The sequence below is a fragment of the uncultured Acinetobacter sp. genome (genome assembly GCF_947626835.1).
Classification (GTDB): domain Bacteria; phylum Pseudomonadota; class Gammaproteobacteria; order Pseudomonadales; family Moraxellaceae; genus Acinetobacter.
This window is the reverse complement of record NZ_CANQTS010000037.1, coordinates 1-24,528: the sequence shown is the minus strand read 5'-3', so window position 1 is coordinate 24,528 and position 24,528 is coordinate 1. Positions and strand designations below refer to the sequence as shown.

The window sequence follows — 24,528 nt, the reverse complement described above, 5'->3', positions numbered from 1 at the left end:
TATCGCCTTTTGAGTTTGAAGCAATGTACTATGATAAGATTAACCCGTTAGGTCAGGTGGCCTAACTTAAATAAAAAGTCTCCGACAAACCCGGTACGGTTCACTCCTGATAATTCAGCGTATATCAGCTAGAGGCACTTTGATATTTTGGCGCACCATTAAGCGATAGATCGTGCAGTTCGATATTACTCTAATGTACATATAAACTGAGTGTAGACCATTAATGAGTGCCTTCATTGCTGATAAAATCAGCCATTTTTTATTCATTTCTAAACTTAAAATATCTAGAGAAAAGCATGCAATATTACAATGAAAATGCTGAGGCATTTTTCAATAGCACCTATAAAGTTAATATGGCAGCTTTATATGTTCCTTTTTTAGAGAGGATACCCAAGCATGGGCACATCCTTGATCTCGGCTGCGGCTCAGGCAGAGATAGCTTAGCTTTTAAACAGTTGGGTTACACTGTAACAGCGATGGATGTGTCGGCTGAACTCGTTAAAAAAGCCACTCAGCTCATGGGCTTAGAAGTACAACAAAGAAGTTTCTATGATTTAAATGAGATTGATCAATACCATGGTATTTGGGCCTGTGCTTCATTGTTGCATTGTGAACGTCATCGTTTAGATAATGTGCTGAGCAAACTGACTGACGCCTTAAAATCACATGGTGTGATGTATCTATCATTTAAATATGGAGATTCTGATCGTGAAAAAGATGGTCGAAAATTTACTGATCTCAATGAAGATCAACTTTCAGTACTGCTCAATCACCACACAAAACTTCAATTAGTTAAGCAATGGATTACCGTAGATCAGCGACCAGACAGAGAAGAGCTGTGGCTGAATGTGCTGATTCAAAAAATGATTTAAAAATAATGATGTAAATTTAGGCCATCAACAAGACTCAAATTTTTGGTCATGTTACATTGATATCTATGAAGTAATAGGCTTGTTTATTAAAAGATTATAAAAATGTTTCAGTTTTATCACGAAGATCCAACCCTTGAGAGTTATTGGCGTGCCGTGATTTTATTTGGTCGTAATGTCGCATCCTATAAATTCGCTTTAGCAAAGGCACTCCATGAAGTGAGCCATCAGCAGCAAAGTGTCATTCGATTAGATGAGCTGGCTGTGCCATTTAGTTATTACTTGTGTGAGCATTTAAAGCACGTCGATAAACAAACCACTTCAGCAAGTAGTAAATTTTTAGATTATTGTCGTCAATACAACTCAGGCCAGATAGCGCAAAAAAAGCTGATCGAAAAGACGGTTCAGTTGGGTTTTGTCAATGTGATTGATGCATTTCATAATGTACATAATGATGAGTTGCCAAAACGCTTCTTTGAAGATGCGCGAAAAACACATCAAGGTATTATTTTAACGGATGAGTTTTATCTTTTACGTGAACAAAGTCAGGTGGATGATTTATTAGAAGAGACCGAGGCGAGATGGCGTTTGGTGGAAACTGCTTGGGAAATGAATTTGCCTAAGCATTTAGTGCAAATTGAATATGATCAGGATATTTTGATTGCCAATAATAATCTGCGCCGTGTAAATGTCACTAAAGCGAAATCAGCTTTAAATGGTTATCATCGTGGAACCTGTTTTTATTGTGGCTGTTCGATAAGCTTGGAGAGTTTTGATATAGATCGAGCAGAAGTGGATCATTTCTTCCCACATCGCTTAAGGCAATGTGATGCAAGCAAACCGATTAATGGGGTGGCGAATCTTGTATTGGCCTGTGTTGAATGTAATCGAGGGGAACTAGGTAAATTCGATCGTTTACCTCATCCCGATTTCTTAGAAAAATTGTATATACGCAATGAGTATTTAATTCAAAGCCATCATCCTTTACGTGAAACCTTAATTTGTCAAACGGGTATTAAGCCTGAGAAACGCCGTGCTTTTCTCAATGATGCCTATCGATGTGTGACAAGGACCTATCAAGCGAGCCATGGTTGGCGACCAAAGATGAAAGCACTTTACTTGCCTCGATAGAATGAATGGATCAGTCTATAATTTAAATGTCTAATGTTAGCGATCAGAGTTAAACATTAATATATATGTGAAATTTTTAATATTGCTATGATGATTTAATGATGAAGATTAAAAGCATTGCCTTGCTATCGCTTACTGGACTTATATTCTCAACGTCACATGCTGCCATTGTTGTAAAAGATGCTAAAGGAAATGTAGAACACTTACAAAGTGTTTTATTAGGCTTACAGGCCAAAGCGACACTTTTAGGTTTTGCTAAAAACGAATATGATTTAGGTATGGCCTATTATGAGGGTAAGCTAGTACCGCGCGATCCTCAAAAGGCGAGTGAATGGTTACTCAAAGCTGCGAAGAAAAATTATGCTCCTGCCATGTTTACTTTGGGTAAGATGTTGAAAGTAGGAGATGGTGTAGAAAAAAATACAGCATTAGGCCATCAGCTTATTCAAAGCTCCGCCAATAATGGATACGAACCAGCATTAGCTTTATTAAAAACCACTCAAAAATCTGCACCAACTCAAGTTAATCAAGTGCAATCTGCAAAAGTCTATAATGGCATGTGTTCTTATCAAGATTTTTATATCCAATCTGCAGGTGCCCTTGAATATGCAGCACAGCAAGGCAAGACCGTAGAAAATTTTGAAGAATATGTAAAAGGACCATGTAAAATTAACGTGATTTATAAGCCTAATCGTGTGGTTGAAATCGATGCAAAACTTTATGCGAACAATCAAAGCTACGATGCTTATATTTTAACGAAATTAAATGACTCTTGTGATGATGGAGAGTGTGGTATTGCAATAGACAGCAATAAAGCACATCTCAATGAATATGACAGAATTGTGCAGTTCGATGCTCAGCATAATGAAATTGAATCAGATGATTATGCAGAAAAGTCTTTAAAAGAGAAGATTCAGCAAAACCGATCCTACTGTTTTCAATCGATATGGGCACATAGTGGTACGATTTATTGTCTCAATGTAGGCGGAAGCACTGTTTATCAGCATGATAGAGCAATTGAGCACTAGTAAATATGCTGATAAATCGAGGATAAGAAAAGTTTAATTAAGTCTAGTATCTAAAAACTCATATTGATAGCTAGTCGTATAACTCAACATATACTACTAGCTAAAATTACGCCAAAATCCTACCACTTTAGCCACAATTTTAAATGATCCCGTTAACGGTATTGTTTGTTGTGGCCATGTTTCATTTAAGACCTGCAAAAACATTCCTTCTGTTTCTAGTACTAAGCGCTTAAACAAGGCTTCTTCATACTCTTGATTTTGTACAATCACAAAATCACCTGTCTTAAGTTGTTCTAATTTTATGTTGGTTGTCACATAAATATGATCATTCGGACGGAACTCTGGCAGCATAGATTCACCCAGTACTTTTAGAGCGTAGCAGTCTTTAACCATATTAGGATGGGCAGCAAGCCAATCTTTATGATTTGCGTCGATATTGTTTAATGATTCTGGCTGATTAGCTTGTTGCCAAGATATTAAAGGTATTAAAGATGAAATAGGTTCTATATTTCTAAGAGAAGTAGTATGGCCTGTTAGCATTTGTGAACGTTCACCTGCTAACCATTTATGATTTACACCAAAAAAATCTGCTGCACGAGTTAAATTTGAGCCTTCTAATTCCTTTGTAGGGCCATTTAACCATTGTCCAATACTAACTTTACTTACTTTGCAATATTCAGCTAATTCAACATTTTTAAATTTTTTCCCTTGAGTCTTTTCATAATGTTGCTTTGCTAAAGCCATACGTTCCTGCAACGTGGACATATCCGGTATCCATAAAATAGTAAAGTAAGCTTAACTTTTTGTGTGTAAAGTTTGCTTTATTTAATTGAGTAAAGTAAACTTTACTTTAGCTTAAGACTGATCTTTAACAGGTGTCTGTGTGAAGTTAATAGAAATGAAAACAATAGATGCATTGAGCTATTTAAATGCACCGAAAATTGCTAAGCATTTAAACATTACTCGGCAAGCAATTTATCAATGGGGCTATATGGTGCCGGAGAAATCCGCATTATTGTTGGCTAAAAAGTTCCCAGAAATTCCGCATATAAACTTTATAGAAATAGGAGAGAAAGATATGAAGGAATAGATTTTTAGATATTAGTTAAAAGGTTTTACAGATTTTAAAAATAAAAAGCCTGATGGATCAGATCAGGCTTTTTTAGGAACTCAAACGACAGAGGTTTGAATATGCAAAGAAAATTATCACAGTTGCGTGTAAATGGCAATACGCTTCGTGCTGCTCAAAATATGCAGGAGCAAGACAATCCCCAAGCTATAGCATTTTCTCGTTGGCTTAAAGCAAGTGAGGTGAAGCGATGAGCTTAGATGCAACCAATTGGGCATGGAAACTTGAACTCAATGAAAAGCCAGGGGGTAGCCGTAAACCCTTAAAACGTTTATTGCTGCTGTCATTAGCAGACCGTGCTGGTGAAGACCATTGCTGTTACCCAAGTATGGCACGTTTAGAGCGAGATACCGGCCTTGAACGTAAAACCGTTCTTAAGATTATTGCTGAGTTGCTTGAAGAAGGATTAATCGAAGATACCGGTGAACGTAAAGGGACTACGAAACGGGTTAAAGTCTACCGTTTAATGGGCATTTACGGGCGAGAAATGATGCCAAATCCGGCACCATTATCTCCAATCAATGGTACCAACAACGGCACGACTAATCATGCCAACAACGGGACTTTGAATAGTGCCGTCAACGGTACACAGAATCTCCCAAAGAATCTTTCAGAAGAATCTAAATATAAAAATACCTGGCTCGATGTTGAAAAACTTGAAACAGAAATATTTTTGGCGAATGATCAGATCTCATTTCAAGCCCTGATCACGGCGCCATGGTTTGAAAGAGAACGCCGTGCTTTTGAGATTTACAATCAAGATCGCCTTAGCAATGCCAATTTGATGCTTTATCACTTTGCTGATTGGCTCATCCATGCTTACAGCCACAAATACAACAAGCCTCATCCATCTCAGCCCACGACGGATCAACCCAAACGATCAGGCTCGACACAGATGAGTACCAAGCAAATCCATTATTTTGCCCAAAAATTGGCACAGCATACGGGTTTTGCCTGTTGTTATGCCGAGGTTGGTGAAAGCTTAGCGGGCTTTAGTTCTCGAATTGCCAAGTTGTTAAAAGACCCAAAGCAACAACAGGCTTGGCAAAGTTATCTCAGCGATGTGGGTTTTCAGGCTCAATCTATAGCTTCAACTTCACCCATGTAATTTGATTTTCAACCAACTTTATTAACTTCACGTCCTTCATATGCCCATTTTCATGGGTAGGGGGACACTTGACTTAAAAAAAGGAATATCACATGACACAAACCATGTTGCTCAAAAACATGCTGCAACGTTCGCCAATGATTGCTTATCCTGAGCAAAGCCTGCTAAAGCGTGATGACTTTGATATCACTTTAGCTGATTTTGCACAAAGCGATATCATCAATAAGCTTTATAAAGCCGACAACCAACGTTCTACAGAATATTGGAGTCTGCGTGACATTATTCGTTTTATTATGTTATGTACCCAAGATCCGAACACTTGGCTGACATTTTTATATTGGAAAGATCAAAACGGTGCCATGTACTTGATTGATGGTGGTCATCGTTTATCGAGTCTTTATGCATGGATTAAGCGCTATTTTGTGGATGAGCAAGTCAGCAATGCACCGAAGTTTAGCGCAACCCAAAAAGAAGAATTACGCAAAATTCGTAAAGCATTGGGGAAATATGCCGACTTTCAAAACATCTTAAACAGTGATCTCGAAGAGCTACAACAGGCCAAGTACAACATCCAACACCTAAAAATGCGTTTTGTGCAGGTCGTGGGTTCACCAGAAGATGCCCGTCGGGTCTTTGAAAGTATTAACTCTGATACCAAAAGTTTGGACAAAAACGAAGCCTACCATTTAAGCCATCGTGGTACACCGCGTTATTATGTGGCTTCCGCATGCTGTTATCTAGATGACAACAAAAGTACGCTGATGTTGTTAGGGAGCTCACTTGAAAATGAAATGATTGAACTAGGTGAAAAGATTCATCATCTCATTTTCCGACATATGCTGTTAGATACCTATATGACGCATGGAAAGCGTATTGGTGTTGTGTATGAGCTGTTTAATATTTTGACCAAAGATGATGCACAAACCTATGTATCAGGGGCAAGTATAGCCAATGAAGTCTTACATCATTTACAACGACTCTATGCGGTACTGACACGGATGATGACCTCACCCTATGATCCGCATTTAGTGAGTTTAGGTTTACATCCGCAGCTTTACTTTTTCAAAGATACACGTCTGCAAATTACCTCATTCTTAGCATGGTTTAGCATTATGTCCGAGATTCATGATCAGCGTAAATTGCGAGAATTCACGGCAATTCGCTGTAAAGTAGAAAACTTGATCGCCAATTTCCCCATCATGATTACTGAAACGATTGGTAAATATGGTAGTGGGGTGAAAGGACATGAACGTCTACAATTAGTGTATTTGGCTTTTATTGAAGTGGCCAAACGCATCGATGTGAATACCAACGATGCGCAAACCATGAACACCATCGTTATGGCATTTTCGAAAAGCTTTCCTTACATTAATTTTAGTGAATTCTTTCAACAAAATTTTGAGCCCAATTATGATGAGGCTTTGGTGGGTGAAGTATCGAGCTATATCTTAAATTTGATGCCTTCGACACGAAAACATGCCACACCTTTTTCAAGTTTTACTAAAGCTTTAATTCAGCAAAAGATTAAAGTGGCGCGACATAACTTTTGTGAAGTCTGTGATGGCTTGCTGCATTTAGACAGTATTGAGTATGACCATATTATCGCACGCTCAGTCGGAGGGCCGAGTGATGTTGAAAATGGCACCTTACTTCATCCTTACTGTAATCGTTTTAAATCAGATCGAGAGCTCGAAGAGGCGCGTGCCGATTTATTTGGATAAGAACTGATGGGATCGCTTGATCACCGTTAAAACGTGGTCAAGCTCTATCTTGAAGTAGATTATTTAGTTATGAAGCTTAAAGTGACTTTGTCTTAATCTCCATGTAACGTAAAATACATTTATAAATCATGGATTAAAAAAGATTGCACGACAATTCATGATAGTGTCTCAAGGTAAACGAGACGGGTGCAATAAAGAGCTTGATAAAACATGGGGGTAAGCAGAATGTTAGATTGGCAACAGTGGAAAGATGCAAATCGTTATAAAATTCAACATATCGTTGGATATGAAGAAAAATTTGTAGACGAAATACTGAGCCAAATCCCTGATATCACCCCTAATGACGTGGTTGCCCAATACCCGTTTAAGGACAGTCAAGGTGGCAACCGCTATATTGACTTTATGATTATTAATGACAAAAAAGGTTATAAACTTCCCATTGAGTTAGATGGTTATGCAAAAATAAATAATAAGGGATATGAAGTATTTAATGACTTTCTAGAACGCCAAAATGACTTAATTCAACAGTTTGGCATCGTATTACGCTACACCAATAAAAAAGCATTCAACCAACAGCAGCAGGTCATTCGTGAGATTCGACAAGCTTTGAAGATGCAAGCTAGTCGACAAATTAACAGTGTTTCAAAGCAAAAACAAATTCAAGTTCTGATTCAAGAATATGAGGCAAAAATTGCAGAATATGAAAAAAGTCGTATAACATCCCATCAAAATCAAGTAGTTGAAGGGACGAATGAATTGGCCCAAGTTCGAAAGGGCCTTGATAGATTCAAACACAACCAACATACACAGCTTCAAAATGTTCAGAAACAGTTGAGCGACATTAAAAATCAACATAATAAAGAGCTTATTTCGTTTAAAAAACAAATGCATAAGCATATTTATGTCGGTGTTGGACTTATTGCGAGCATGGCGCTAGGTACCCTCTTTTACATTCAAGCTCAGGCCTTACCCAATGATGAAAGTGCACCCCTCAAATCTGACAATCAAGTATTAGTGCAAGACAACAATACGATCGCGAGTGATCATTATGGCGCTATTCAAGCCGTACAAACTGCACAATATATAGGTGAAAATAAGGTGGTGTGTGGAAAAATTGCTCAATATAAAGAATTTTCTAAAGGTGTGTATTTAAATTTTGATGAGCCATATCCAAACGCAACCTTCACTGCTGTAATTTGGGATAATTATTCTCATGTGAGTCAAAGTCTTAAGAACGTAGAAAACACGACACTTTGTATTCAAGGGACAATTGATGAATATAAGGGCAGACCTCAGATGATTTTAAGTTCATTGGATCAAATTGTTTAAAGAGTGATGAGATGATTGAATTCATAATTTTTCTTATAGGGTTGGTCGCACTTAGCGTAGTGGTCGGCATTTGTAATTTTTTTTCAGATACTTATGCTGAGATGAAACAAAAGGAAAAATATGAATTTGAGCAGAAGAAAAAACAAGAGGCCTTAGCCTTGGAGATACAGAGAAAAGCTGCTGAACAGGAATTAGAATTAAAAAAGCAAGCCGGTCTTGATCCACTCTATCAACAACAGTACCGAACAAATAAGCGATACAAGATAATTATTGGATGCTTACTTACGACTATTGTTTTTTTCATTGGGTATTTCCTACTTTCAAAGCAGTATGTAACGTCAAAAACAGCTCAATATATATCTTCAACGTTAAATGAAATCCATCATGTCCCACAAAATGAGCAAGTGAGGGAGCAAGACCAGCAACATAGATCTGAGCCACTGTTAAGCACGGATGATCTAAAAGTAGAGCAGCAGGTATTTTCAAAACAAGAATCAATGGATGATACTCATGCTTTTAATCAAACCGTTGTTCAAAAGCCACTTGAAGTGGGTCAAGACAGTGAAGAACATTCTGGTTTTTCTACAATTTCAACAGATGAGGCTGATGAATATATTGGTGAAATGATGACCGTTTGCGGTAAAATCAGCCAAATTTCATATACATCAAAAGCAACCTATATCAATTTCGGTGACAAATACCCGAAACATACATTTAGTGGTGTAATTTGGTCAAACCATAAAATACCACTCATGGAGGGCATGCCTACGTGTATTCAGGGTTTAATACAAAGTTACAAAGGGGTTGCTCAAATTATTATTGATTCTGTAGAGAAACAGGTTTCTCTTTATTAAATACTAAAATAGGTATCTTATGCTTAAAAATATTTTGTTATTGTCTTTGTTATCTATGGCAAGTTTTAATGTCTTTTCTCAAGAGCTTAAAATTGAAGCCATTAAAGCGCCATTTCATGTTGGCAAGAGTGTTATGGCCTGTGGTCAGTTGGCAGAGGTCAAACATTTTGACAATCGCCACTATTTAAATCTTGATAAAAAATATCCTAATCAATCACTGACGCTTTTGGTATGGGATAATAATTACAAGTGGTTTGAAGAGCGTTTTGGGCGTATTGATCATATGGTTGGTCAGCGTTTTTGTGCTCGTGGGACCATTGAGGAATATAAAAACAATTTACAAATCAAGGTCAATAATCCTCAATTTTTAAGATTGATGAAATAAAAATCCCATTTTCCTCAGATCAAAAGCTCTAATAAGTATAAACAAGTTGATAAATCCTCGGGATTGATCCTATGGATATATTATCTTAGATTTTCATTTAGTATCTGATGTCATTGGGGGAGCAGCCCCCAATGCACCTAGTATTACTATAAAGCACGACGAATTTTCAAAGCGGGAATAAAGACATAATGACTTTGTTCTTGACCCTGATAATTTGCTCGCTCATAGAATGTTTTATCTGCCTGATAATAATCGATGATTTGCATTCCGACACAAGTGACTTCTTTCACTTGTGCTTGCATACGATATAAACGTTGTGATGTGGACTTTGAAAAAGCACCAATTACACCCTGTGGAGCGACAATTTCAATGCGCTCAAAGGTCTGATCTTTTTTCAATTTAATATTCAGACTGACCTGTTCAGACAGTGAAAAATGTTGATTTTTAGCAATCTCTAAAATATTTTGTCGCCCTCTGTCTTGTACAATTGGATAGTAAGACAGATACATATCGGCTAAACCAAATTGCTCAAAATAGCTAATCTCGTCAATGACAGGTGCAGGTTTAAATTGCAAGGATGGAAGACCGAGTTGAGCAAGATGGGGCCGTATATGCACATCATACTGATGTTGCCAACGGCGATCGATTGGTTGGATGAGGGTAAGACTTTGTTTGGCACGGGTCAGGGCCACGTACATGGCACGAATTTGACTTTCGGCATCATCCTGAGCTTGGCCGCGCCATTGGTCATAAATATAGACATGCTCATACTCACAGCCCTTAGCAGAATGATATGTACTTAAAATCACACGATCGGTTCGATTTTGCTCAGGTGCTATGCGGAGTAAATCGAGCATTTGTTGACAGCTTAAATCTCGATAGCCTGCAACACGCTGTTTAAGCATGTGCCAACTAATATCCTGTCGATTCCACTGTTGATCAGTTAACCATTGATCTAAATAGGCAGTCGCATCACACTCAATAATTTCTAAAGCAGGGCGTGCTTCAAGTTCAGCAAATAAATGCTTGGCGTAAAAACTATCTGCCAACAAATCCAAGCGATCATTTTTATTTAACAATTGAAAACGAATCCCTGCTTCAGTCAAGGCATGTTGGATGACTAATAGCTCACTCCATTGCCGTGCTAAAATCGCAAAATTTGACCAACATGCGGCTTGATCTGATGCAGTATTGTTTTGCTGTTCGGCAAAGCGAAGTTGCAGATCTTCGACCAACCATTGAATTGCATCTAAACCATGCTGTTGTTGGTAATAACCAAAGCGGATATTGCCCGTAGAGGGATGATTGGCACGAATCGAATGTTCAGGGCCTTTTAAACGTTGTGTTTGTGGCAAACTGTGTTGAATGTATTGATTTGCTAAGTCAATGACATCTTTGGGGCTGCGGTAATTATCTAGCAGGTAAAAAACATTCTCTTTGGGGATTTCATAATCATCTTTAAAATTTTGAATATATTTAATATTCGCCCCTCTAAAACCGTAAAGATTCTGATCATCATCACCAACAGCCACTAAAAAACCTTGTTGGCTAATTTCATCTTGATCATCCTCATCACGTTGCATGCCTGCTAGATGCGAAATCAACTGATATTGCACATCATCAATATCCTGAAATTCATCCACCAAAATATATTGGAAGTATTGTGGGTGATCTTTTAAATCGGCAACCGCCTGTTCTAATAACCACTGATATTTGGCCTGTTGATCCGTTGTCGGGGCTTGATTTTCATGGATATTGGTTAAATGGCGTGCTAAGCCATGAAAGGTAAAGATATGAATACGAGACGCATAATCGAGTCCAATCAAGTGAGTTAAGCGCTGAAAAATTTCAAATACCGCTTGACGGTTATAGGCCAACACTAAAATTTTTTCAGGATCAATATTGCGTAGCATGACCAAATTGGCCACACGATGCACAATAATGGTGGTTTTACCTGAGCCTGGACCTGCAAGTACAAGCATTGCACGGCGCTCATCGTCGGCGATAATCTCTCGTTGCGTGTCGTTTAAATACTCAGGAAAAATGAGAGCTTCGTAATTGACCAAATGGGCCTGTTTGGCTTGATCGGGATCTTCTAAGTAGCGTTGGCAGACCTCTTGAATGTCTAAGTTAAAGTAGTCATTGAGCATCGGCTTACGCTGTGCAGGGGGTTGTTGTAACCATGCCTTCATCAGATGTAAACGGCGATTACGATCTTGATAGTGTTGTTCTAAATAACGATAGGCAACACCAGAGTGTAGACGTCCTACCGTTTTTTGACCTGCGGCTAAATCAATAAAGAAGATCTTTTGGGTTTCATCATCTAAACGACTGACGTTTAACCACCCAAACTGTTGCATGATCTCAAGATGTTCTAAAAATGTTTCAACCTCGACTTCATACTCTTCGAGAAAATCATCCACGTTGAGTTGCTGACTGGTATTTCCATCGTCAGGTAGGCGCTGTTGCAACAGATCGAAGCTATGTTGGAGTTGATCGAGTAAGTGACGCGTTTGCTTTAACCAATCTTGCCAAGAATGCGCTTTATCACGTGATTCTAATCTTAAGCTGTATTTATTTTCTTTGAGATTGACTAACTTAAAGACTTTAAACATGTAAAAGATGTCACGGGCTTTCACACGATAGCTACGCTGACTTAACCAAGTGTCGAGTTGGCGTAAATCAATGCGCGTGACATCTTCAGGTGGATAGTGCTGCCAACATTCTGAAATGGCCTCAAGGGCTTGATATTTTTCGCGTATCTTACGTTGGGTATAGGCATAACGGTGCGTAAAGCGAATGCGTACTTCGCAGCTCCAACGAGCACAGCCAAGTTTCACCAAATGTCGCACACCGTTGAGGAGTTGACGTACACTCATCCCCAATGCCACCGAGATTTCTGGTAAATACAATTGTACTTGTTGGTTTTGGTTAACCAATAACGGGGCTAAACGTTGGTAGAGATCGGCTGCACGTGTGCTGTGTGCTTGAGGTGCATCTAACAGTTGCAAGCTTAATAAAGCAGGCAATTGATCTTTTTCAACCAAGAGGCCATAGCGTTCGAGGGCCAATAATAAAACTCGAATTTGGGTGAGTAAGGCCTCATCTTCAAAGGATAAATAAGGCTGTAGTTCTTGTGAGGTAAACCAACGCTCTTCAGGTGGACGCTTTAAAGTCGGTAAAATGACATGCTGCCAACAATCGGCCAAGACTTTATGACCGCCCAATTCACTGGCAATATTTTTACGGACTAAACTGTCTAAATCGTGTGGACTCCAAAATAAAATCGCCTGCCCATATTCACCTTTTTTACGTGCAGCACGACCAATTTCTTGTAAATACGATTCTAAATTATTGGGTGGACTATAATGAATCACCGTATGGATCGTGGCACGGTCAATGCCCATACCAAAGGCATTGGTACAAATGACGACATCGAGTTGATGCTGTTTAAAGCGCTCTAGGACCTCTTTTTTTTGCGTACCGGTTAAACGTGAGTGATAAACTGCAGTGAGAAAACCTTGATGAGCTAAATCTTCGGCGAACTCTTCGGTTTTATCGCGATTTCTCACATAAATCAGTACCACAGGATGTTGGGAATCTAAATCTTCAATATTGACGCTTTCGCCTGCGCTACGCTCAGGAAAGATCTGTTTTAAAATTTTAACAATTTCCACCAAGCGATCGTCTTTGGGAACTTCGCGAATATCAATGTCAATCTCGTCACGCCATACATTTTGTGTTGGTTCCATCATGACAGTTTGCATCGGTACTTGTAATAGATGCTGTAGAGGTGTGACGACCTCTTTTTCAATTTCGTTTAAGGCACGCTGAGAAGCAGTTGCTGTAACTAACATGAGCTGTGGACGTGTACCTTCTTCAGCCTGTGCATAGCATTTGGCAATCGATTGTCCAATGCGCATAAAGTCAGGGCGAAAATCTGTCCCCCATTGGCTAAAGGTATGTGCTTCATCGACCACCCAAAGTGCAGGGCGGCGACGTTGCAACAAGGCTTGAATACTATGTGTGCGTAGACGCTCTGGACTGACATACAGTAAATCGATATTGCCTTGCCAAATCTCCTCTAAGATACGTTGTTGTTCTTCAGCATGTTGGCCTGAAATTAAGCAGGCTGTGCGTGAGCCCCACGGCTGAAGCTGTTGTAGCCCAAGCACTTGGTCTTCCATTAAGGCTTTAAGGGGAGAGATGACCACAGTCAATTCACGACGATAGCGACTTAAGATAAAGGCAGGCAGTTGAAAGGTTAAACTTTTCCCCCCGCCTGTGGGCAGTAACCCCACAGGGACACTGTTGCCTTGGGCCAAGGTGTGAATAATTTTTTCTTGACCCTCACGTAGCGAATAACCAAAGATCTCTTGGCTTTCTAAATTAAAATCAATGGCTTGAAACTGTTGATTCCCCCAAAAGATTTTCTCAGCTTCAATAAACCCTGCACCATATTCAGAAATGTCCATCAACCACGCAGGTCGGCGACAGCTCGGCTCATCTAAATGTAAGATCCAATGTGCAAAAGCAATCGCACCAATCCATTTGGCATCATTTTTTTCATCGAGCTGATGGATGTAATTGATCAGTTCATTGACTTGGCCATGTTGTGCCAACACAAGGTGGGGTGAAGCATCGGTCTCCTTTTTAATGTCACCCAGAAAATGCCAATGGCTTTTTCGTTGTTGAATCCATGTGACAATTTGTGGGTGGGTATGGGTTTGCCATGCTTTTTGAATGTCTAAATATAATTGGTAACTTTCTAACGCATCATCACAAGGCTGATTGGTTTGGCTCTGTGCTTTGTAAATTTTCAGCAAAGCATGTGAGGGTTTATGTGGGAAAATCAGGCTCGACAGAACTAAGGTATCAATGGCTTTATATTTTTTAATATAGTCAATGGCGGCATAAGTGCCTGTATACAAGGCTAACCAAGGTAAATCAAACTGCACAATATTATGCCCCCCCACATATTGGGCCTGATATAAAATTTGCACAAGCTGTCCCAGCTCAGCTTCTTGAACATGGGTGATATAGCATTGGCCATCGACGATGCCTAACAGCCCCCCGATTAAGAATTTTTTACTTGCAGGATCAATTTCTAAATCAAACCATACCGTTTGTTGGTGAAAAAGAGTCGATGCCTCATGAAAAGAAATTTCTTTGAATGTATTCGTTATCATGGCTTGAATTTAATGGTTGACTTATTGGCGGGTATATTAAATGAATTTTATAAGTTGTTGAAATTATAATCTAAATCAGATGGGTTTTTATATAGTTATCTGAAAAAGGCGAGATTACCCCATAACAGCTCATGTTACAGGTGCTTTAGGTCTCGATCATGGTTTGGACCAAAGACGATTAAGCATATTTTTTAAGATTCAGATCAGGATTAGATTATTTAAACTCTGTCATGTCGTTGATTTAAAGTCATGGTTTGGTCAATAGAGTTTGCTATCATGGCTTTTATTTTCATTTACAGATGATGTATGTCTGACCTCGCTTTACCTTTGCAACGTATTCCTAAATATATGCCGATTCGTGATGTACTTGCTCATCAAATCGAATCAGGCCAACGACAAAGTAATGAAAAGTTACCTTCCGAACGTGTCTTATCTGAGATGTTAAGCACCACACGTGTTGCAGTTCGAGAAGCACTACTCATGTTAGAGATGGAAGGCTTGATTTACCGCTTAGACCGTAGAGGTTGGTTTGTACGTGCTCCACGAATTATCTATTGTCCGCAATCCACCAAAAGTTTTAATCAGTATGTCTGTGAACAAGGTGCATTACCAAGTACGCAGGTGCTGTCCATGCAAAGGGTGACAGCGACAGCCTGGGATGCTCAGCATCTGGACATGAAGTTAGGTGAAGAGATTTATTCGATTTGGCGTAAACGAAGCATTAATGGACGTGCTGTTCTGGTTGAACATTTAAGGATTAAAGCGCAGCTGTTTCCTGATTTACTCCAGCATGATTTAAGTCAATCGATGACGCAATTAATGGCTGAGCATTATCAAAGACATCTGACACGGGCACACGTTCATCTGTATCCAGCGGCATTGGCTGAGCAACAAGCCAAGGCTTTACATGTCAATGTAGGCAGTATGGGCCTCTATATTTCAAGAACCAATCGTGATCAATCCGGTGTGATTACAGACGTCAATCAAGAGTATTGGTTGCATGATGTGTTAGATTTGCATTTTGAAGCACATTAATCTGGTTTAAACCAGATTAATTAAACTGTCATAAATTGCTGCTTAAATACGACGCATAAGAGAATTACATTCATTGGGAATGTTACATGCGTCTGAATAAATTTCATGATAAAAAATCTGGGTGGGTTGCTGCTGTAACGCTGGTGAGTGCGTTAGCGCTGGGTGGTTGTACCACCAACAGTGTGAACCAAGATCAAGAAGAGCTGACGGTCTATACTGCTGTCGAAACAGATCAACTCAAACGTTATCAATGGGCCTTAAAAAAAGCGCATCCTGAACTTAAAATTAAATGGGTGCGTGATTCAACCGGTGTGATCACCGCAAAACTTTTGGCCGAAAAGCATAATCCGCAAGCGGATGTGGTGATGGGATTGGCCCTGACCAGTCTGTTAGTGATGGAACAAGATGACTTGCTCCAGCCGTATCGTCCTAAAAATGTAGACGCCCTCAAGCCGAGCTTTTATAGTCAAAAAACTACACCGACATGGACCGGGATGGCAGCCTGGGAAGCTGCTTTATGTGTCAATACGGTTGAATTAAAAAAACGTAATTTACCTATGCCACAATCATGGCAAGATCTTACCCAAGCCTATTATAAAGACTTAATTGTGATGCCAAACCCTGCATCCAGTGGTACAGGCTACCTAGATGTTACGGCATGGATTCAACTGTTTGGTGAAGATCAAGCTTGGCAATATATGCAGGATTTAGACCGCAATATTTCGCAATACGTTCATTCAGGGTCTAAGCCATGCAAAATGGCGGCGCAAGGTGAAGCAGTGATTGGGATTTCATTTGGTTACCCAGGCTTAAAGCTCAAAGCACAAGGTGCACCTTTAGCCTTAATCCATCCAAAAGAGGGCTTGGGTTGGGAAATGGAAGCCTCTGCGATTGTCAAAGGAACCTCAAATTTAAGCAGCGCACAAAAATTTATTGATTGGACCGTAAGTGAAGCTGCCAATCAAGCCTATGCGCAAAACTTTGCTTTGGTGGCACATCAAGGGGTGACACCGCAACATACAGGTATGCCTGCAAATCTCGAACAAAAACTCATTCCCCATGATTTTGATTGGGCAGCACAACAACGAGACCGCATTTTAAAACGCTGGTCAGCACAATTTGAACAGTAATCTTTGCATTAAACGATCATATTATGAATATTCCATCAGCGTTACAGCATGTCAGTGAACATGGCACGTCACAAGTGAGCACCTATGCCCAACAGCATAGCAAGGTCATTTTAGAAATTGCCGATATCCAAAAAGCCTATCAAGATAAGCAAGTCTTGACCCATATTAATCTTGATTTAAAAGCCGGAGAGTTGATTAGCTTTTTAGGACCATCAGGCTGCGGCAAGACCACACTATTGCGTATTATTGCCGGCCTTGAACAACCCGATTATGGTAAGGTGATTAAAAAAGGACAGGATATTACCCGTCTGAAAGCCGCTAAACGTCAATGTGGTGTGGTATTTCAAAATTATGCACTGTTTCCTAATCTGAGTATTGCAGAGAATATTGCCTTTGGCTTAAGCGATCAAAAATGGTCAAAAGTTGAAAAATCGCAACGTGTCACTGAATTGTTAAATTTGATCGAGTTGCCTGAGATTGCTGCGCGCTACCCTTATCAATTGTCCGGTGGCCAACAACAACGTGTGGCATTGGCACGCGCTTTAGCCGCCAAACCCGATCTTTTATTATTGGATGAACCGTTATCGGCACTCGATGCGGTGGTACGTGTCAAGCTGCGCCAAAATATTCGTTTAATTCAGCGCCAACTGAGCATTCCGACCATTTTAGTGACCCACGATCAAGAAGAAGCGTTAAGTATTTCTGATCGTATTGCGGTGATGTATGGCGGAAAGATCGAGCAATTAGATACCCCACATAATATCTACTATGCACCGCAAACACGCTTTGTGGCTGCATTTATTGGCAATATGAATTTCCTCAGTGGCGATGTCTGTGCCAATCAAGCCCTGATGCTGCATGCTGGTGAAGCAGTGTTAAACCATCCACATCGTCTACCAACAGGTACTGCGTTTGAAATCGGCTTCCGACCTGAAAATGCGGTATTAAGTGCAGCATGTCCAATGAATGCACAAGGTGTCGTGATGAAGGTACGTCCTATGCATACCGAATTTTTAGGTGCAAAAAAACGTATTTTCTGTCAGATGTTGGCTAAAAATGGTCAAGCTATTGATCTACAAGTGGATATTGAGCATCAAAATACGTTGCAGTTAAATGATGAAATGTGGCTAAGCGTCGCGTCGCAGCATGTATATCTTTTTGATGAAGCGGGGCGTGTCAGATGTTAAATTCAAGCACCGCCGCTGCCATTTTAAAAAGTGGAACCTATAAACGTAATTCTACTTCATTACGTGCCAACGTCGTACTCGGCACAGTGGCGACATTTTTCAGCCTGTGCTTACTGGTGCCTTTGGTTTTACTCTTTCGAAGTGCTTTTTTAGATGCAAACGCCAATTTTGTAGGCTGGGATAATTTTAGCACTTACTTTGCCAATCCTGCGTTGATGTCCTCCATTGGTCACTCTGTATGGATTGCAGTTTTAGCAATTTTGATTACTGTGCCTGTGGCAGGGCTTTATGCCTTTGCCATCAACAATACGCAAATGCCGGGCAAAGCATGGTTTAAAGCCATGGCTTTTTTACCCATCTTAGCGCCTTCAATTTTACCGGCTTTGGCCTTGGTGTATTTATTTGGTCAACAAGGGGTGTTTAAAGATGTGTTAGGCGACATCAGTATTTATGGCCCAATTGGTATTTTAATCAGTTATTGCTTTTGGTTATTTCCGGCCATCTTTATTTTGATGTTAGGTGCATTTCGTCAAGTCGATCGCCGCCTGATTGAAGCCTCGCAAACTTTGTGTAAAAACAGCCTGCAAACGCATTGGCATGTGACACGTCCTGCGATTCAATATGGACTGATTAGCGCAAGTTTAGTTGCGTTTACCTATGTAGTCACTGACTTTGGTATCCCAAAGGTGATTGGTGGCTCATTTAATATGATGGCACTGGATGTCTATAAACAAATTATTGGCCAACAAAATATTAACATGGGTGCGGTCATCTCTATTTTATTGCTGTGTCCTGCATTATTTGCTTTTTTGATTGATCGTTACCAAGCCCGTCGTCAACAACGTCGTCAGCAAAACATGGCTGAGCCGTATCAGATGCCAGCGCATCCGATTTTGGATAAATGTTTATTGGGCTTTTGTAGCGTAGTTGCCGGCAGCATTGTCTTAATTTTAGTCACCGCGATCTTAGCTTCTTTAATTCGCTACTGGCCGTATGATTTATCTTTGACCTTAAATCACTATCGTTTTGAATATGTTAACGGTGGCTGGAACAGCTATTGGAACTCGTTACAACTGGCATTTTGGACCAGTATAGTGGGTACAGCTTTAATTTTTACTACCGTATGGGCACTTGAACGCCTCAATACCTCAAACCAGTTAAAGCAGTATGTCCGTATGTTGGCCTTATTGCCGCTGGCTATTCCAGGCTTGGTGTTAGGTATCGCGTACATTCTATTTTTTAACCATCCAGCCAATCCGTTAGCGATGCTATATGGCACGATGACTTTGCTGGTGATCTCCACCTTAATGCATTACTACACGGTACCGCATTTAACCTTAACGCAAAGTATGCAACAGATTCCGCAGCAACTGGATCATGCTGCACAGACCTTAGGTGTATCGCGTTTTAAACTGTTATCTAAAGTTTACATTCCGATCATGGTGCCTGCTTTGGGTGAGGTTTGGGTCTATCTGTTTGTCAATGCTATGACCACGGTATCGGCAGCCATTTTCTTATATTCACCAGAAACCAGTTTAGCGGCTGTTGATATTTTAAATATGGATGATGCAGGAGACACTGTTTCTGCTGTGGCCTTAAGTGTGGTGATTTTATTGACATCGTGTGTGGTGAAGTTCCTGCACTGGGCATTAAGTCAGCGCTATCTCAAGCGTACCGAGCGTTGGCGTCAACATCGTTCTGCATAAAAACAACCAACATTTTTATATCGATTTATTGAAGTTAGAAAACATGATCATGACCGATTTACATATTGTCGGCGGGGGGATTTTAGGCCTTTCTGCTGCCATTCAAGCCAAACAACAGGGTTTAAGCGTCAAGCTTTTTGAAAAAGATGCCGTTCCAGTGGGTGCAACACGCCGTAATTTTGGCATCTTGGGCAGTGCAACTTTAAGTCGTCCTGATGATTGTTGGCATATTTATGCAAAAGATAGTTTGGAGTTTTACCAAAGCGTTCAAAAGGAAATGGAGATTTCCTTTTCCAAACGTACCGGATTGTATTTGGCCACGACGGCTTTGCAAGCCAAGGTTCTAAATGAATTTGAGCAACACGCTGCAGCCTATAACATTCACGCTCAATATTTAGATCCTGAAACCTTGTTGACCCGTTACCCCTATTTAAATGCAGATGCAGCATTACAGGGTGCTTTAACTTTAGACGATGAATACAGTTTAGAACCTGACCAAGCTGCTTCACGTCTTATGGCGTATGCCCAACAGATTGGGGTAGAGGTTTACACAAATGCATGTGTGGTTAAAGCAAATGCACATGATGGCCTTACTCAGATTCAATTGGCAACAGGTGAGTGTTTCACTGCGAAAAAGTTAATGATTTGTCATGGCGCAACCACAGACATTCTCTATCCGCAGGCCTTAGAGCAATTGGGTGTGCAACGCTGCCATTTAAATATGGCGCTTACCGAAGCATTGCCGTATCAACTGAATGCTTCGATTTACTCAGGCTTATCGATTGCACGTTATCCAGGATTTTCGATTTGTCCAAGCTATGCAGACTTATTGGCTGAGCCACAAGATGAGATCGTCAAACGCTACGGTATTCATGTGCTGCTCAAACAAAATCATCTTGGACAAATCATTGTCGGCGATACACATGAATATACCGCTTTAAACGAAGCCGAATTGTTTGAGCAACAAGAACAGACCTATCAATTTATTCAGCGTTATTGCGCTGAGCAACTTGGCTTTGATTTGCCACCTTTAAGTAAACGTTGGCAAGGCCAGTATTTATCCCATCCTGAACAGTCGGCATGTTTCTTAGAAGTTGAGTCAAATGTGTATTTGGCCAATGCAATTGCAGGTAAAGGCATGACCACAGGGCCAGGTTGGATCAAACACCAATTACAACAGCATATTTTTTAATTGAGGAAGAAATTATCATGAATGCCAAAATTGAACTCGACAATCCTTACTTATTACTTACCCCAGGGCCTTTATCCACTTCAAAAGGTGTACGCCAAGCGATGCAACGTGATTGGTGTACATGGGATCAAGAATACAATCAATTAGTGCAAGATATTCGTCAACGTCTTGTGGCGCTTGCGACAACACAAGTAGATGACTATAGCGCAGTCTTAATGCAAGGCAGTGGCAGTTTTTCAGTCGAAGCCGTATTGGGGACGTGTGTACCTGAAGCAGGCAAAATCTTAATTATTAACAATGGTGCTTATGGCGCACGTATGGTGCAAATGGCCAAGCGCTTAAAACTCAATGTAGTCGAGTTGGCTTATCCTGAAACCCAAGTGCCTGAGCTAGACGAAATTGCGCAAGTGTTATCTGATACGCAGATTACCCATGTGGCGTGTGTACATTGTGAAACCACGACAGGCATGCTCAATCCAATTGAAGAGATTGGTGCATTAGTCAAAGCGCACAATAAAGTCTGGATTGTCGATGGCATGAGTTCATTTGGTGGTGTTCCACTGGATGTGGCCGAATGTAAGATTGATTTCTTAATTTCGAGTGCCAATAAGTGTATTCAGGGTGTGCCAGGTTTTGGCTTTGTGATTGCCAAACGTCAAGAATTGGAACAATGTCAGGGCCAAGCACGTTCAGTCAGCCTTGATCTGTATGATCAGTGGTTTACCATGGAACAACAACAAGGTAAGTGGCGCTTTACTTCACCGACGCATGTGGTGCATGCATTTCATCATGCGTTATTAGAATTAGAACAAGAGGGTGGAGTAACTGCACGTCATCAACGTTATTTAACCAGTCAGAAAACTTTAGCCCAAGGTATGCAAGCATTAGGCTTTAACTGTGTGATTGCACAAAACCAATATCAATCGCCAATTATTACCACCTTTTTATACCCTGAAGATGATTTTAGTTTTCAGGCATTTTATCAGCATCTTAAAAGCACAGGCTTTGTGATTTATCCAGGAAAAATTAGCGATTTAGCCTGCTTCCGTATTGGCAATATTGGCGAAGTTTATCTTGAGGATATTGAACGCCTATTACAAGCCGTTGCACGCTATCGTGCCAATGTTTAAGCCTTATATTCCTAATATCCCTATTGAATGAAAAAGAGAAACAGCATGAATACATCAGTAATTAAAGCCATCGTTTTTGATTGGGCAGGTACCACCGTAGATTTTGGTTCTTGTGCACCTATTTTAGCATTTCAACGTTTGTTTTTAGATCAAGGTGTTGAAATTGAAGTGAGTGAAGCACGTGCACCGATGGGATTGGAAAAACGTGACCATATTGCTGCATTATTAAACATGCCGCGTATTGCTGCGGCATGGCAAGCAGTGCATGGACAGGCTGCGACAGAGGCAGATATTGATCGTTTGTATCAAGATTTTATCCCTTATCAACTCAAAGCCATTCCACAATGTTCCGATTTAATTCCGGGTGCAGTGGAGACTTTTCAATATTTACGTGCGCGTGACATCAAAATTGGCAGTAATACCGGTTATGCCAGCATGATGATGCCTGAGCTGATTGAAAAAGCGGCACAACAAGGTTATGTACCGGATTGTATTGTAACGGCAACGGATGTTACCCGTGGTCGTCCATATCCAGATATGTTATGGAAAAACCTGATGCAATTGGGTGTGGCAGATATTAAAAGTGTGGTGAAAGTTGATGACACGGTGGTGGGTATTGAGGAAGGCTTAAATGCAGGCTGTTGGACAGTAGGTTTAGCGGTTAGTGGCAATGAAGTGGGTATGTCATACCCAGAATGGCAAAATCTGAGTAATGAAGAACAAACTGTATTAAAAGCCAAAGCCTATAGCAAAATGCAAGCCGGCGGTGCGCATTACGTCATTGATACCATTGCTGATTTACCTGCCGTACTTGAGCAAATTGAACAGCGTTTAAAGCAAGGTGATAAACCTTAAGTGATTTTTAAGAGATATTGAGTGTGTATGATCACTTAATATCTCTTGGTGTAAGACAAAATGAGCTATGGAAAATAGCTCATTTTTATATTTAAGGCACAGTTTTATTGTGATCACTATGCAAAATAAGCTGATGAAGATATAGATCAATAAAATTTTATGACTTTAATAAGCGCTTGAAATGACCCTATTAAATTCGCTAGACTGCTTTGAAAATACCCCAATATTTTTCTACTCTTTAACAGCTTATTAAAATCAATGACTTAGATAATTAACTTAAAACTTTGGTGTTTTTTAAATTTTAATCTTAAGTCTTTGTTATTGAATTGATTGATGGCATAATTTTACTGTTCACTGCCGTATAGGCAGCTTAGAAATTCACCTCGCTCGGTTGGTTCATAGTTTAATAGTTCACTGCCGTATAGGCAGCTTAGAAAAAGCCTAAAAACATATTATTCCAAGTGCTTAAGTTCACTGCCGTATAGGCAGCTTAGAAAAATCGTGCGCCTGCTCGTTTTGCTTCACGAATGTTCACTGCCGTATAGGCAGCTTAGAAAGTGACTTTACCTGCTGATCTAGCAACTAATCCGTTCACTGCCGTATAGGCAGCTTAGAAACGTCACATCGAGTACAGAAATTCGGAAAGTACGTTCACTGCCGTATAGGCAGCTTAGAAATGTACGGGCGAAAATTTCAGATAGTAATTCAAGTTCACTGCCGTATAGGCAGCTTAGAAATGCCGCACCTGTTGTTAGTGCTTCGGCTTCGAGTTCACTGCCGTATAGGCAGCTTAGAAAGCTGGCGATGATTGGCCCAATGGTGCGCTTGAGTTCACTGCCGTATAGGCAGCTTAGAAAGACGACGATTACAATTGTTGCGGGCACTCGTGGTTCACTGCCGTATAGGCAGCTTAGAAACAAAGCAAAAAAAGCACTAGCTTTATCTATTCGTTCACTGCCGTATAGGCAGCTTAGAAACCTCGTCATCAGGGTCGCCACAATGATAAACTGTTCACTGCCGTATAGGCAGCTTAGAAAAGAAATTCGGTGCACTAAACGCCCGTACCGATGTTCACTGCCGTATAGGCAGCTTAGAAATCGGTTTAGACGCAGCAGCAGCATTTAATCAAGTTCACTGCCGTATAGGCAGCTTAGAAATAGCGGCCTTCTCACATACCCCCGTTGATTTTGTTCACTGCCGTATAGGCAGCTTAGAAAGTACTTTAGAGATCACACAAGAATTGCGTGATGTTCACTGCCGTATAGGCAGCTTAGAAAATTAAAGGAGCTAAATATCAAAATCTTTTGAAGTTCACTGCCGTATAGGCAGCTTAGAAAGCCCAGCTTTTTCACGAGCAGTTGAAGCAAAAGTTCACTGCCGTATAGGCAGCTTAGAAAAGCTATGTTTGTACTCGATAAAGATCGAGGAAGTTCACTGCCGTATAGGCAGCTTAGAAATTTAGAATAGTTGTGCATTGATGATGCTGCTGGTTCACTGCCGTATAGGCAGCTTAGAAAGGCTTAAGTGAGCTTGATCAAGCAATCAACTTG

The 24,528-nt window shown here is 40.3% G+C and carries 18 protein-coding genes and 1 CRISPR repeat array; of the genes, 16 read left to right on the top strand and 2 right to left on the bottom strand.

Going from position 1 to position 24,528, the window contains the following annotated elements; all coding sequences use genetic code 11:
• Positions 1-296 precede the first annotated feature (296 nt).
• The 3 genes from Q0Z55_RS11435 (at position 297) to Q0Z55_RS11425 (ending at position 3,028) form a co-directional block, all read left to right on the top strand.
• Positions 297-872, top strand: coding sequence for a class I SAM-dependent methyltransferase (locus Q0Z55_RS11435; protein WP_297428718.1), 576 nt, complete (start codon positions 297-299; stop codon positions 870-872).
• Between the two features lie 102 nt (positions 873-974).
• On the top strand, positions 975-2,000 hold the full coding sequence (locus Q0Z55_RS11430) for an HNH endonuclease domain-containing protein (protein WP_297428715.1): 1,026 nt from the start codon (positions 975-977) through the stop codon (positions 1,998-2,000).
• A gap of 98 nt (positions 2,001-2,098) precedes the next feature.
• Entirely contained in the window at positions 2,099-3,028 is a 930-nt protein-coding gene (locus Q0Z55_RS11425; RefSeq protein WP_297428712.1) for a tetratricopeptide repeat protein, read from the top strand.
• Between the two features lie 96 nt (positions 3,029-3,124).
• Here the strand turns inward: Q0Z55_RS11425 and Q0Z55_RS11420 are convergent, their stop codons facing one another.
• A complete protein-coding gene (locus Q0Z55_RS11420) occupies positions 3,125-3,793 on the bottom strand; it encodes a S24 family peptidase (protein ID WP_297428710.1) in 669 nt (222 codons plus the stop codon).
• A 118-nt stretch (positions 3,794-3,911) separates the two neighbouring features.
• Between Q0Z55_RS11420 and Q0Z55_RS11415 the strand changes: the two genes are divergently transcribed.
• The 6 genes from Q0Z55_RS11415 (at position 3,912) to Q0Z55_RS11390 (ending at position 9,554) form a co-directional block, all read left to right on the top strand.
• Positions 3,912-4,118, top strand: a complete 207-nt coding sequence (locus Q0Z55_RS11415) for a Cro/CI family transcriptional regulator (protein WP_297428708.1) — start codon at positions 3,912-3,914, stop codon at positions 4,116-4,118.
• A 229-nt stretch (positions 4,119-4,347) separates the two neighbouring features.
• On the top strand, positions 4,348-5,265 hold the full coding sequence (locus tag Q0Z55_RS11410) for a helix-turn-helix domain-containing protein (protein ID WP_297428706.1): 918 nt from the start codon (positions 4,348-4,350) through the stop codon (positions 5,263-5,265).
• Positions 5,266-5,357: 92 nt separating this feature from the next.
• Positions 5,358-6,986 carry an HNH endonuclease signature motif containing protein gene (locus Q0Z55_RS11405; RefSeq protein WP_297428703.1) on the top strand — a complete coding sequence of 543 codons (1,629 nt, stop codon included), beginning with the start codon at positions 5,358-5,360 and terminating at the stop codon, positions 6,984-6,986.
• 225 nt (positions 6,987-7,211) lie between these two features.
• Positions 7,212-8,315, top strand: a complete 1,104-nt coding sequence (locus Q0Z55_RS11400; RefSeq protein ID WP_297428701.1) for a hypothetical protein — start codon at positions 7,212-7,214, stop codon at positions 8,313-8,315.
• 11 nt (positions 8,316-8,326) lie between these two features.
• A complete protein-coding gene (locus Q0Z55_RS11395; protein WP_297428698.1) occupies positions 8,327-9,169 on the top strand; it encodes a hypothetical protein in 843 nt (280 codons plus the stop codon).
• A gap of 55 nt (positions 9,170-9,224) precedes the next feature.
• The gene (locus Q0Z55_RS11390) at positions 9,225-9,554 is read left to right on the top strand and encodes a hypothetical protein (protein ID WP_297428695.1); all 330 of its coding nucleotides are present in this window, start codon (positions 9,225-9,227) and stop codon (positions 9,552-9,554) included.
• Positions 9,555-9,700: 146 nt separating this feature from the next.
• On the opposite strand, the gene Q0Z55_RS11385 is transcribed toward Q0Z55_RS11390, so the two are convergent.
• Positions 9,701-14,743, bottom strand: a complete 5,043-nt coding sequence (locus Q0Z55_RS11385; protein WP_297428692.1) for a RecQ family ATP-dependent DNA helicase — start codon at positions 14,741-14,743, stop codon at positions 9,701-9,703.
• A gap of 306 nt (positions 14,744-15,049) precedes the next feature.
• On the opposite strand from Q0Z55_RS11385, the gene Q0Z55_RS11380 reads away from it, so the two are divergent.
• The 7 genes from Q0Z55_RS11380 to phnX all read left to right on the top strand — a co-directional run bounded on the left by Q0Z55_RS11380 (position 15,050) and on the right by phnX (position 22,978).
• Positions 15,050-15,778, top strand: a complete 729-nt coding sequence (locus Q0Z55_RS11380; RefSeq protein ID WP_297428689.1) for a UTRA domain-containing protein — start codon at positions 15,050-15,052, stop codon at positions 15,776-15,778.
• A gap of 86 nt (positions 15,779-15,864) precedes the next feature.
• Positions 15,865-16,908 (top strand): putative 2-aminoethylphosphonate ABC transporter substrate-binding protein, encoded by a 1,044-nt coding sequence (locus Q0Z55_RS11375; RefSeq protein ID WP_297428685.1) that lies wholly within the window; start codon positions 15,865-15,867, stop codon positions 16,906-16,908.
• Between the two features lie 23 nt (positions 16,909-16,931).
• Positions 16,932-18,095, top strand: a complete 1,164-nt coding sequence (locus Q0Z55_RS11370; protein ID WP_297428682.1) for an ATP-binding cassette domain-containing protein — start codon at positions 16,932-16,934, stop codon at positions 18,093-18,095.
• Positions 18,089-19,801: a putative 2-aminoethylphosphonate ABC transporter permease subunit gene (locus tag Q0Z55_RS11365; RefSeq protein ID WP_297428679.1), complete on the top strand. Its 1,713-nt coding sequence runs from the start codon at positions 18,089-18,091 to the stop codon at positions 19,799-19,801. The genes Q0Z55_RS11370 and Q0Z55_RS11365 overlap by 7 nt, the downstream gene beginning before the upstream one ends.
• A 49-nt stretch (positions 19,802-19,850) precedes the next feature.
• Positions 19,851-20,993, top strand: a complete 1,143-nt coding sequence (locus Q0Z55_RS11360; protein WP_297428676.1) for an FAD-dependent oxidoreductase — start codon at positions 19,851-19,853, stop codon at positions 20,991-20,993.
• A 17-nt stretch (positions 20,994-21,010) separates the two neighbouring features.
• Positions 21,011-22,123, top strand: a complete 1,113-nt coding sequence (phnW, locus tag Q0Z55_RS11355; RefSeq protein ID WP_297428673.1) for a 2-aminoethylphosphonate--pyruvate transaminase — start codon at positions 21,011-21,013, stop codon at positions 22,121-22,123.
• A 27-nt stretch (positions 22,124-22,150) separates the two neighbouring features.
• Entirely contained in the window at positions 22,151-22,978 is an 828-nt protein-coding gene (phnX, locus tag Q0Z55_RS11350; RefSeq protein WP_297428670.1) for a phosphonoacetaldehyde hydrolase, read from the top strand.
• 349 nt (positions 22,979-23,327) lie between these two features.
• Positions 23,328-24,495: direct repeats of the CRISPR family, unit length 28 nt; unit sequence GTTCACTGCCGTATAGGCAGCTTAGAAA.
• Positions 24,496-24,528 lie beyond the last annotated feature (33 nt).